This is a genomic window from Saccharothrix luteola (genome assembly GCF_020859565.1).
GTDB classification, from domain to species: domain Bacteria; phylum Actinomycetota; class Actinomycetes; order Mycobacteriales; family Pseudonocardiaceae; genus Actinosynnema; species Actinosynnema luteola.
In genome coordinates this window covers 144,512-157,434 of the sequence record NZ_JAJHUO010000009.1, presented here as the reverse complement: position 1 = coordinate 157,434, position 12,923 = coordinate 144,512, and the positions used below count along the sequence as shown (strand labels likewise).

2 pseudogenes are annotated in these 12,923 nt (G+C 75.5%); both read right to left on the bottom strand.

Annotated elements, in window-relative coordinates:
* Positions 1 to 15: 15 nt before the first annotated feature.
* A pseudogene (locus LNK82_RS14865) lies at positions 16 to 4,629 on the bottom strand (type I polyketide synthase); the annotation flags it as partial.
* Positions 4,630 to 4,676: 47 nt separating this feature from the next.
* Positions 4,677 to 12,920: pseudogene (locus LNK82_RS14860) on the bottom strand (type I polyketide synthase); the annotation flags it as partial.
* Between the last annotated feature and the right edge of the window lie 3 nt (positions 12,921 to 12,923).

Genomic DNA, 12,923 nt, shown 5'->3' with positions numbered 1-12,923 from the left:
TGCCCCTGCCCGGGGTCAGGAGATTCCGAGCTCGGTGTCGATGAAGGTGAAGAGGTCGTCCGCCGACGCGGCGCGGAGGCGGTCCTCGACGTCGCCCGCGGACCCGCCGACGTCGCCGAGCCGGCCCGCCAACGCCTGCAGCCGCGCCACCAGGCCCAGGCGGGCGATCTCGTCGGCGGACAGGCCGGCGGCGGCCCGTTCCAGCCGGTCCAGCTCGGTGAGCGCGGACGGCGGCTCCGCTTCGCCGTCACCGAGCACCGAGTGCAGGTGGTCGGCGAGCGCGCCGGGGGTGACGTGGTCGAAGACCAGGGTGCTGGGCAGGCTGCGACCGGTGACGGCGTTCAGCCGCGCCCGGAGGTCCACCGCGGCGACGGAGTCGAACCCCAGGTCGGTGAACGTGCGCGCCTGGTCCACCTCGGTCGGGTCGTCGTGACCGAGGATGGCGGCCACCTGCTCGCGCACCGCGCCGAGCACCGCGCCCGCACGTTCGGAGGCGGGCAGCGCGGCCAGGCGGGCGGCCAGCGCCGGTTCACCCGGCTCGGGCGACGGGTCGGCGACGGCCGCGGCCTCGGGCAGCGCGGCCAGCAGGGGTCGCGGTCGGGCGGAGGTGTAGACGGAGGTGAAGCGGGCCCAGTCGAAGTCGGCCACGACGGGCGCCGCGTCGCCGGTTTCCAGCACCCGCCGCAACGCCCGGAGGGCGAGGCCGGGCGCCATCGCCGGCGCGCCGATCCGCCGCATGGTCGCGGCGATCCCGTCGTCGACCATGCCACCGTCCCAGGAGCCCCAGCCGATGGCGGTGGCGGTCAGGCCGCGCGCCCGGCGGTCGGCGGCCAGGCCGTCCAGGTAGGCGTTGGCGCTGCAATAGGCGGCCTGCGCCGCGCTGCCCCACACCGCCGACCCGGAGGAGAACAGCACGAACGCGTCCAGCGGCCGGTCGCCCAGCAGGGCGTCGAGGTGCGCGGCGCCGCCGACCTTCGCCGCGCCGACCCGGGCGAACGCCGCCGCGTCCAGCTCGGCGAGCGGGGCCAGCGGTTGGGACGCGCCGGCGGCGTGGACCACGGCGGTCAGGTCGGGCAGCCCGGCGAGCAGCCCGCGCACGGCCTCGCGGTCGGTCACGTCGCACGCGGCGATCGTCACCTCGACGCCCCGCGCGGCGAGGTCGGCTTCCAGGTCGGCCGCGCCGTCGGCGGCCCGGCCGCTGCGGCTGGTGAGCACGACGTGCTCGGCGCCGTGGTCGGCCAGCCACCGCGCCACGTGGGCGCCCAGGCCGCCGGTGCCGCCGGTGACCAGCACGGTGCCGCGGGCCCGCCACGGTTCGCCGGGCGTGCCACCGGAACCGCGGACCAGGCGGCGTGCGAAGACGCCGCCCGGCCGGATCGCCACCTCGTGCTCGCCGCGGTCCTCGGCCAGCACGGCGCTCAACCGCTCGACGACGTGGGCGTCCACGTGCGGCGGGAGGTCGACCAGACCGCCCCAGGTGGTCGGCTGCTCCAGGGCGAGGCCGATGCCCAGGCCCCACGTCGCGCTCTGCCGCGCGTCGACCGGCTCCCCGGTCCCGACGGCGACCGCGCCGGCGGTCGCGCACCACAGGGGCGCGGTGATCCCGGCGTCGCCGAGCGCTTGGGCCAGCACGACGTTGTCCACCAGGCCGCGGGACAGCACGTCACGCTCCGCGGTGCGGTCGAACGCCAGCAGCGACAGCACGCCGTCGGGTCGGGGCACGGCGGCCAACGTGGTCGCCAGCCCGGCCCGGTCGGCGCCGCTCACCTCGATCGGCAGCACCAGCGCGCCGGCGTCGGCGAGCCCGGCGAGCACCGCGTCGAGGCGCGGGTCGTCACCGGCGGGGTGGGCGACCAGCCACGTGCCGTCGAGGCGCGCGGCCGGCGGCGTCACCGGGTGCCAGTCGACGCGGTAGCGCAGCGCGTCGGCCGGGTCCACCGCGGGCACGGGCACGTCCCGCCAGTAGCGACGGCGCTGGAAGGCGTAGGTGGGCAGGTCGACGCGGCGCACGTCCCACCCCGCGAACACCCCGGCCCAGTCGACGGTGACGCCGAGCCCGTGGGCGCGGGCGAGCGCGGCGAACACGTCGTGCCGCTCCGCCCCGTCGGCCCGCACGGTCGGCAGGAACACCGCGTCGTCGTCCTCGACGCAGTCGGGCCCCATCGCGGACAGCACGGAAGCGGGCCCCAGCTCCAGGAACGCGGTGACGCCCTCGGCGTGCAGCCGGCGGACGCCGTCGCGGAAGCGGACGGTGTCGCGGACGTGCCGCACCCAGTAGTCGGCCGTCATGCCGTTCGGGCCGACCGGTTCCCCGGTGAGGGTGGAGACGATCGGGATCGACGGCGCGCGGTAGTCGAGGCCGCGCGCGACATCGGCGAACTCGGCGAGCACCGGGTCCATCAGCGGCGAGTGGAACGCGTGCGACACCCGCAGCCGCCTCGTCCGGCGGCCGAGGGCGGTGAAGTGGGCGTCGACGGCGTCGACCGCCTCCTCCTCGCCGGAGACGACCACCGACGTCGGCCCGTTGACCGCGGCCACGTCCACGCGGCCGTCCAGCAGCGGCACGACCTCGTCCTCGCTCGCCTCCACCGCGAGCATCGCGCCGGTGCTCGGCAACGCCTGCATGAGCCGGCCCCGTGCGGCGACGAGCACCGCCGCGTCACGCAGCGACAGCACACCGCTCACGTGAGCCGCGGCCAGCTCGCCCACCGAGTGGCCCGCGAGCAGGTCCGGCCGCACGCCCCACGACTCGACCAGCCGGAACAACGCCACCTGGAACGCGAACAGCGCCGGCTGGGCGAACCCGGTGCGGTCGAGCCGCCCCGCGTCCTCGCCCCACATCACGTCCCGCAGCACCGGGTCGAACTCGGCCAGCACCTCGTCCAGGGCGGCGGCGAACACCGGGAACGCGGCGTGCAGCCCGCGTCCCATGCCCAGCCGCTGCGCGCCTTGGCCGGTGAACAGGAACGCCGTGCGGCCACCGGGCTTGGCGTGGGCCGTGGACACCCCGGCGGGCACGGCGGTGCCCTCGACCAACGCGGTCAGGCCGCGCAGGAGCCCCGGCACGTCCTCGGCCACCACCGCCGCGCGGTGGTCCAGCGCGGCCCGCGTGGTCGCGAGGGAGAACGCCAGGTCGGCCACGTTCACGGCGGTGTCGCGCAGCACGTGGTCGCGCAACGCCGCGGCCTGCGCGGGCAGCGCCGCCGCCGTGCGGGCCGACAGCAGCAGCGGCACCGCGCCCGGCTCCCGGTCGGCCCGGTCCGCGACCGGCTCGTCGGCGGGCGGCTCCTCGATGATCACGTGGGCGTTCGTGCCGCTGAGCCCGAACGCGGACACGCCCGCGCGACGCGGGTAGCCGTTCTCCGGCCACGGCGCCTGCTCGGTGAGCAGCCGCACCGCGCCGCGCGACCAGTCCACGTTGGACGACGGCGCGTCCACGTGCAGCGTGCGCGGCAGCACGCCCCGCCGGATCGCCTCCACCACCTTGATCACACCGCCGACGCCGGCGGCGGCCTGGGTGTGCCCGACGTTCGACTTGATCGACCCCAGCCACAGCGGCCGGTCCGCGGGCCTGCTCCGGCCGTAGGTCTCCAGCAGCGCCACGGCCTCGATCGGGTCGCCCAGCGTGGTGCCGGTACCGTGCGCCTCGACGAGGTCCACCTGGTCGGCCGGCACCTGCGCGTCGGCGAGCGCGGCGCGGATGAGGCGTTGCTGCGCCGGGCCGTTGGGCGCGGTGAGCCCGTTGCTCGCGCCATCGGAGTTGATCGCGGTCCCGCGCACGACGGCGAGCACCGGGTGCCCCTCACGGCGGGCCTGCGAGAGCCGCTCCAGCAGCAGCACGCCGACGCCCTCGCCCCACGCGGTGCCGTCGGCGGCGTCGGCGAACGACTTGCACCGGCCGTCCGGCGCCAGCCCGTTGTCCTGGCTGAAGCCGACGAACGACTCCGGGCCGGGCATCACGGTCGCACCGCCCACCAGCGCCGTCGAGCACTCGCCCGAGCGCAGCGCCCGGACCGCCCAGTGCAGGGCGACCAGCGACGACGAGCACGCCGTGTCGACCGTGACGGCCGGGCCGACCAGGTCCAGGAAGTAGGCCAGCCGGCCAGAGGCGACGCTGGCCAGTCCGCCGGGACCGGCGCCGATGGCGTAGTCGTGGTAGACGACGCCGGTGAACACGCCGGTCGCCGTGCCGCGCAACGCGGTGGCGTCGATGCCGGCCCGCTCGATCGCCTCCCACGCGGTCTCCAGCAGCAGCCGCTGCTGCGGGTCGGTGTCCCGCGCGTCCCGGGGGCTGATGCGGAAGAAGTCGGCGTCGAACTCCGCCGCGTCGTGCAGGAACCCACCCCGCGTCACGTAGGTGCGGCCCGGTGTCGCGGGCTCCGGGTGGTACAGCGCGTCGGCGTCCCAACCGCGGTCGGTCGGGAACGGCGAGATCGCGTCGACCCCGCCCTCCACCAGCTCCCACAGCTGCTCCGGCGTGCTCACCCCGCCCGGGAAGCGGCAGCCCGCGGCGACGATCGCGATCGGCTCGTGCCGTCGCTCGTCCGCCTCGCGCAGCTGCCGCTTCGCCTGCCGCAGCTCGGTCGTCGCGCGCTGGAGGTAGTCCCGGAGCTTGTCGTCGTCGCCCATCGCCTCATCCACCCAATCCCACACCGGCCGCGCTCACGTTCCGCGGACTACGCACCGAACTCACGGTCCAGCGCCGCGAACAGCTCCTCGTCGGTGGCCGCCTCGTAATCGGCGTCGTCGGTCCCGACGCCGCCCTGGAGGTCGCGCCACCGGCGCAACACCGCTTCCAGCCGGGCGGTGACGAGCTCCGCGTCGCCGTCGAGCGGCCCGGCCGCGGCCAGCGCCGCCTCCAACCGCTCGACCTCGCCGAGCACCGCGCCCGCCGCGCCGCCGTCCTCCGGCTGGATCTCGACCGCGAGGTAGCGGGCGAGGGCCTCGCACGTCGGGTGGTCGAACGCCAGGGTCACCGGCAGCTCCAGCCCCGTCGCCGCGCCGAGCTGACGGCGCAGCGCCACCGCCGCCATGGAGTCGAAACCCAACTCCTGCAACGGTCGTCCGGGCTCCACCGGCGCCACGGTGGCGTGCCCGAGCACGGCGGCCACGTGGACGCGCACGAGGTCGAGCAGCACGCGGTGGCGGTCCACTTCGGACAGCGGAGCCAGCCGCGCGACGAGCCCTTCGGCCTCCTCGCCCGCGCCCGCGAGCAACGGGTGCTCCGCCGCGAGCCGCGCCACGGCCGAGGTGTCGGCCCCGACGAGCCAGTACTCGTCACGCTGGAAGGCGTAGGTGGGCAGGTCCACGACCGCGGCGCCGGTGTGCGCGAAGAACGCTCGCCAGTCCACCGCCGTGCCGCGCGCGTGGGCCGTGGCGAGCGCGGTGACGAGCCGGTGCTCCTCGCCGTGGCCACGCCGCAGCGTCGGCACGAACACGTCCGGGCCCGTGCTGGACAGGACCGCGTCCGGCCCCAGTTCGAGCGCGGTGGTCACGCCTTCGCCGAGCAGGCGCCGCACCGAGTCGTGGAACCGCACGGCGTCGCGGACGTGCCGCACCCAGTACTCCGGGTCCGTCACGTCACCGCTCGTCGCGATCGGGATGGTCGGCTCGCGGTAGGTCAGCTCCGTCGCGACCGCGCGGAAGTCGTCCAGCATCGGGTCCATCAGCACCGAGTGGAACGCGTGCGACACCGAGAGCCGCTTCACCCGCTCGAACTTCGACGCGACCAGCACCACGTCGGCCTCGACGCCCGAGATCACCACCGAGTCCGGCCCGTTGACCGCGGCGATGCCGACGCCCTCGGACAGCAACGGCAGCACGTCGGCCTCGGCGGCCTGGATCGCCACCATGGCCCCGCCCTCGGGCAGCGCCTGCATCAGGCCTGCCCGCGCCGACACCAACCGGCACGCGTCCGGCAACGACAGCACACCGGCCACGTGAGCCGCCGCGATCTCGCCGATCGAGTGCCCGGCCAGGAAGTCGGGCCGCACGCCCCAGGACTCCAGCAAGCGGTAGAGCGCGACCTCGAACGCGAACAACGCGGGCTGCGTGAACTCCGTGCGGTCCAACCGCTCCGCGTCCTCACCCCACATCACGTCCCGCAGCACCGGGTCGAACCCGGCCAGCACCTCGTCCAAGGCCTGGGCGAACACCGGGAACACCCCGTAGAGCTCGCGTCCCATGCCCGGCCGCTGCGAGCCCTGGCCCGTGAAGACGAACGCGGTGCGCGCGTCCCGCCGTGCCCGCTCCACCAGCGGCGGCACCCCGGGCCCGCCGGCCAGCACCGACACCGCGGCCTCCGCCTCGGCGCGGTCCGCCGCGACGATCACCGCCCGGTGCTCCAACGCGGTGCGGGTGGTCGCGAGCGACAACCCGACGTCCGCCGCACCGCCGCGCGGGCCCGCCGCCAGCAACGCCCCGGCCTGCGCGGTCAGCGCCTCGGCGGTCCGGCCCGACAGCAACCACGGCACCACCCGCGGCTCGACCTCGGGCCGTTCGACGTCCGTCGGCGGCACGGCTTCGAGGATCACGTGCGCGTTGGTGCCGCTGATGCCGAACGACGACACGGCGGCACGGCGCGGGCGCGCCACCGCGGGCCACGCGACCGCCTCGGTGACCGGCCGCACCGCGCCCGACGACCAGTCCACCTGCGTCGACGGCTCGGCCGCGTGCAGGGTCGGCGGCACCACACCGCGCCGCATCGCCTCCACGGCCTTGATCACCCCGGAGACACCGGCCGCGGCCTGGGTGTGACCGAGGTTCGACTTGACCGACCCCAGCCACAGCGGGTCGCCGGTGCGGCCCTGGCCGTAGGTGGCGAGCAGCGCCTGCGCCTCGATCGGGTCGCCCAGCGAGGTGCCCGTGCCGTGGCCCTCGACCACGTCGACGTCCGAAGTGGACAGACCGCCGCTCGCCAGCGCCCGTCGGATCACCCGTTCCTGCGACGGGCCGCTCGGCGCGGTCAACCCGTTGGACGCGCCGTCCTGGTTGACCGCCGACCCGCGCACCACCGCCAGCACCGGGTGGCCGTTGCGCCGCGCGTCCGACAACCGCTCCACCAGCAGCAGCCCGACGCCCTCGGAGAACCCGGTGCCGTCCGCGCCCGCGCCGTAGGAGCGGCACCGGCCGTCGGCGGACAGGCCGCCCTGCATGCTGAAGTCGACCAACGTCTCCGTCGTCGCCATCACAGTCGCACCGCCCGCCAGCGCCAACGAGCACTCGCCCGCCCGCAGCGCCTGCACGGCCAGGTGCAGCGCCACCAGCGACGACGAGCACGCGGTGTCGATCGTGACCGCGGGGCCCTCGAAGCCGTAGGTGTAGGCGATCCGGCCGGACGCGATCGCGCCCGAGGCGCTGTTGAGCGGATAGTCGTGGTACATGACGCCCGCGAACACGGCGGTGTCGCTGCCCCGCAACGACAACGGGTCGATGCCCGCGCGTTCGAACGCCTCCCACGACACCTCCAGCAGCAGCCGCTCCTGCGGGTCCATGGTCAGCGCCTCCGCCGGGCTGATGCCGAAGAACCCGGCGTCGAACAGCCCCGCGTCGTGCAGGTACCCGCCGGCGCGGGCGTAGTGCTTGCCGGGCACGCCCGGCTGGGCGTCGAACCCGCCGTCGAGGTCCCACCCGCGGTTGGCGGGCAGGTCGGAGATCACGTCGACGCCGTCCGCCACCACCCGCCACAGGTCCTCCGGCGAGCTCACGCCACCGGGCAGCCGGCAGGCCATCGCGACGATCGCGATCGGGTCGTCGTCCACCCGCCGCTCCACGACCTCCGCGCGGGCCGCCACCCGTGCCCCGAGCAGTTCGTCCAAGTAGGCGGCCACCGCCCGGCAAGTCGGGTGGTCGAACACCAGCGTGGCGGGCAGCCGCAGCCCGGTCACCGCGTTGAGCCGGTTGCGCAGGTTCAGCGACGAGAGGGAGTCGAACCCGAGGTCGCGGAACACCCGGTCCGGGTCGACCGAGCCCGCGCCGTCGTGACCGAGCACCTCGGCCGCGGCGGCACGCACCTCGCCGAGCAGCACGCGGGCGCGTTCCTCGTCGCCGAGCGCGGCCAGCCGTTCGGCGGCCGAGGTCTCGCCGACGCTCTGCCGCACGGGCACCCGGGCCAGGTCGCGCAGCATCGGCGGCGCCTCGTTGCGGACGGTCAGCGCCCGCAGCGCGGCGCGGTCCACCCGCATCAGCGCGACGTGCGCGTCGTCGGTCCGCAGCGCCGTGTCGAACAAGGCCAGTCCCGCGTCCACGTCCAGCGGCGGCAGCCCGAGCGCCGCCATCCGGCGCACGTCCGCGTCGCCGAGCGACTCGCCCATGCCCGTCCCGGTCCACAGACCCCAGGCGAACGACGAGGCGGCCAGCCCGGCGGCGTGCCGGTGCGCCGCCAGGGCGTCCAGGAACGCGTTGGCCGCGGCGTAGTTGGCCTGGCCGGGTCCGCCGAGCGTCGCGGCGAGCGAGGAGAACAGGACGAACGCCGCCAGGTCGAGACCCGCGGTCAGCTCGTGCAGGTGCCACGCGGCGTCGACCTTGGGCCGCAGCACCCGGTCCACCCGGTCCGGCGTCTGGGCCGCGAGCACACCGTCGTCGAGCACGCCCGCCGCGTGGACGACCGCGATCAGCGGGTGCGCCTCGGGCACCGACCCCACCAGCGCCTCGACGGCGTCACGGTCGGCGAAGTCGCACCGGGCAACGGAGATCGCCGCGCCCGCCTCCGTCAACTCGGCCACCAACGCGTCGACACCGGGCGTCTCGGGCCCGCGGCGGCCGGCCAGCAGCAGGTGGCGCACGCCGTGCCCGGCCACCAGCCGTCGGGCGACCTGCGCGCCGAGCCCCGTCGTGCCACCCGTGATCAGCACCGTGCCCTCGGGGTCGAACTCCGGCGCGTCCCCACCGGCCTCGACCGCCACCAACCGCGGCGTGGCCAACGCCCCTTCCCGCACCGAGACCTCGGACTCGCCACTGGCCACCGCCGCCGCGAGCGCCGCTTCCGACTCCGGGCGCCCATCGGTCTCCACGAGCGCGAACGCCCCGGGGTTCTCCGCCTGCGCCGCCCGCACCGCGCCCCACACGGGGGCCACGCCCAACCCGTTCGCGTCACCCGTGACGATGACGAGGCGGGAGGACGCCAACCGAGGCTCGGCCACCCACTCCCGCAACACCCGAACGGTCCCCTGCACGACCGCGTGCACCGCGGCCACCGTGTCACCGGCCGGCTCGGGCACCCGCCACAAGACGACCTCGGGCACCTCATCACCCTCGAAGGCCGCGTGACCGTCCTCCCACCAGCCGCCAACCTCCAGCCACGCACCGCCCACACCACCGGCGACCGCGACGAGCGGCGTCCACTCCACCCGGTAGGGCGTGTCCCGCCGGCCCGACCGCGCGTTCACCTGCTCGGCCGACACCTCCCGGATCACCAGCTCGTCGACCGACAGCACGGGCCGCCCGGTCGCGTCCGCCACCTCCACCCCGGACCCCGCCAACCGCACCCGCAGCGCCGTGGCCCCGGTGGCGTGCAACGTCACGCCGGTCCACGCGAACGGCAGCGCCGTCGCACCGCCCTCGTCCGCCGTCACCAGCGCCGCGTGCAGGGCGGCGTCCAACACCGCCGGGTGCAGGCCGAACCGGTCCGCGTCACCCCGCGCCTGCTCCGGCAGCACCGCCTCGGCGAACACCTCCTCGCCCCGCACCCACACGGCGCGCAACCCCTGGAACACCGGCCCGTAGGCGTACCCACGTGCCAGCAACGCCTCGTAAGCCCCGGTCACGTCCACCTCGGTCGCACCGGCCGGCGGCCACACGCCCAAGTCCATCGAAGGCGCCCGGGCCGCGGACTCCGCCAGCGCCCCGACCGCGTTGCACACCCAGGCGTCGTCGCCCTCCCGCCGCGAGTGCACGGCGACCGACCGCGCCCCGTACTCGTCGGCCACCCCGACGACCAGCTGCACCCGCACGTCCGCGTCGGCCGGCAGCACCAACGGCTCCTGCAACGTCAGCTCGGCCAGCAGGTCGCACCCGACGTGGTCGCCCGCCCGGATCGCCATCTCCAGGAGCGCCGTGCCCGGCAGCAGCACCGCGCCCAACGCGTCGTGATCGGCCAGCCACGGGTGCGTCCGCACCGACAACCGGCCGGTGAACACGTGCCCGCCGCCGTCCGGCAGCTCGACCGCCGCGCCGAGCAGCGGGTGGTCCACCCGGTCCTGGCCGACGGCGGGCAGGTCGGCTGCCGTCGCGACCGGCTCCAGCCAGAACCGGTCGCGGTGGAACGCGTACGTCGGCAGGTCCACCGTCCCCGAGCCGGGGAAGAAGCCGGTCCAGTCGACGGGCGCGCCGTGCACGTACGCCGTGGCCAACGACAGCGCGAACCGGTCCAGCCCCCCGTGGTCGCGGCGCAGCGAGCCGACCGTCGCCGCCACCTCGCCGGAGTCCTCCACGGTCTCCTGCAACCCGACCTGGAGCACCGGGTGGGGGCTGCACTCCACGAACAGGCCGTAGCCGTCGTCCAGCAACGCGCGGGTCGCCTGCTCGAAGCGGACCGTCCGACGCAGGTTCGTGTACCAGTAGCGGGCGTCCAGCACCGCGGTGTCGTCGAGCTTCCCGCCCGTCACGGTCGAGTAGAAGGCCACTGTGGACGATCGCGGCCGGACCGGCGCGAGCACGTCCGACAACCGGTCCTCGACCGCCTCCACGTAGTGCGAGTGCGAGGCGTAGTCCACGGGGATGCGGCGGCCCTCGATCCCCGCCTCGGCCAGCCCCGCGACCATCTCGTCCAACGCGGCGGACTCGCCGCACACCACCACCGAACCCGGGCCGTTGACCGCCGCGAGCGACAACCGCCCGTCCCAGCGGTCCACCCACTCCTGCGCACGCGCGCGCGGCAGCGGCACGGACATCATGCCGCCCTTGCCCGCCAGCTCGCCGGCGATGACGGCGCTGCGCAACGCGACCACCCGCGCACCGTCCTCAAGGGACAGCACGCCGGCCACGCACGCCGCCGCGATCTCGCCCTGCGAGTGGCCGACCACCGCGGCCGGCTCCACGCCGTGCGAACGCCACAACGCCGCGAGCGACACCATCACCGCCCACAAAGCGGGCTGCACGACGTCCACGGCCTCCAGCGACGGCGCGCCGGGCGCACCGCGCAGCACGTCGGTCAACCGCCAGTCCACGAACGGTTCGAGCGCTTCGGCGCACCGGGTCAGGCTGTCGGCGAACACCGGCGCGGTGTCCAGCAGCTCCACCGCCATGCCCGCCCACTGCGAACCCTGGCCGGGGAACACGAAGACGACACCGGGCTCTTCATGCGCCACACCGCTCACGACGACCGGACCACCCGACGCCGACCGTCCGGCGGCCAGCGCGTCCAACCCGGCCACCAGCTCCGCCCGGTCCGCGCCCAGCACCACGGCCCGGTGCTCCAAGGCGGCACGGGTGGTCGCCAACGAACGCCCCACCGCACCCACCGGCAGGTCGCGCACGGCCGCCGACAGCCGCGCCGCCTGACCGGGCAACGCCTCCGCGGTGCGCGCGGACAGCGGCCACGGCGTCACACCGACGCCCGCGCTGTCCTCCACCGGCGGCACGTCCTCCGGTTCCGCCTCCTCCAGGATCACGTGCGCGTTGGTGCCGCTCACCCCGAACGACGACACACCGGCCCGGCGCGGCCGGTCGGACGCGGGCCACTCGCGGGCCTCCGCGAGCAGCCGGACGTCACCCGCCGCCCAGTCCACGTTCGGCGTCGGCTCGTCCACGTGCAGCGTCTTGGGCAGCACGCCGTGCCGCAGCGCCATGACCATCTTGATGATCCCGCCGACCGCGGCGGCCGACTGGGTGTGCCCGATGTTCGACTTGAGCGACCCCAGCCACAACGGCCGGTCGTCGGGCCGGTCCTGCCCGTAGGTCGCCAGCAGCGCCTGCGCCTCGATCGGGTCGCCGAGCCGGGTGCCGGTGCCGTGCGCCTCGACCGCGTCCACGTCGGCGGGACCCAGCCCCGCGTCCTTGAGGGCGCGGCGGATCAACCGCTGCTGCGACGGGCCGTTCGGCGCGGTGAGGCCGCTGCTCGCGCCGTCCTGGTTGGTGGCGCTGCCGCGGATCACCGCGAGCACCCGGTGGCCGTTGCGCCGCGCGTCGGACAGGCGCTCCAGCAGCACCACTCCCGCGCCCTCGCCCCACCCGGTGCCGTCGGCCGCGGCGGCGAACGACCGGCACCGGCCGTCCGGCGACAACGCGCGCTGCTTGCTGAACTCCACGAACGTGTCGGTCGTGGCCATCACCGCGACACCGCCCGCCAGCGCGAGCGAGCTCTCGCCCGACCGCAGCGACTGCACGGCGAGGTGCACCGCCACCAGGGACGACGAGCAGGCCGTGTCCACGGTGACGCACGGCCCCTCGAAGCCGAACACGTACGAGACCCGGCCGGAGGCGACCGAGCCGTTGCTGTGCGCCTCCGGGTAGTCGTGGTACATCATCCCGGTGAACACGCCGGTCGGGCTGCCCTTGAGGGACCCCGGGTCGATGCCCGCCCGCTCGAACGCCTCCCACGACACCTCCAGCAGCAGCCGCTGCTGGGGGTCCATGTAGAGGGCCTCGTTGGGGCTGATCCCGAAGAACGCCGGGTCGAACCCGGCGACGTCGTGCAGGAAGCCACCGGTGCGGGCGTAGGACTTCCCCGGCCGGCCCGGCTCGGGGTCGTAGATCCCGTCCACGTCCCAGCCGCGGTCACCGGGGAACTCCGTGATCGCGTCCGCGCCTTCGTCGACCAGCCGCCAGAGGTCCTCGGGCGAGGCGACCCCGCCGGGATAGCGGCACGCCATCGCCACCACGGCAATGGGCTCGGTCGAAGTCGAACCGGAATTCTCCAGTTCGGCAATGCGCCGACGCGCCTCGCGCAAGTCCTGGGTGGCCCTTCTGAGATAGCCGAGAAGCTT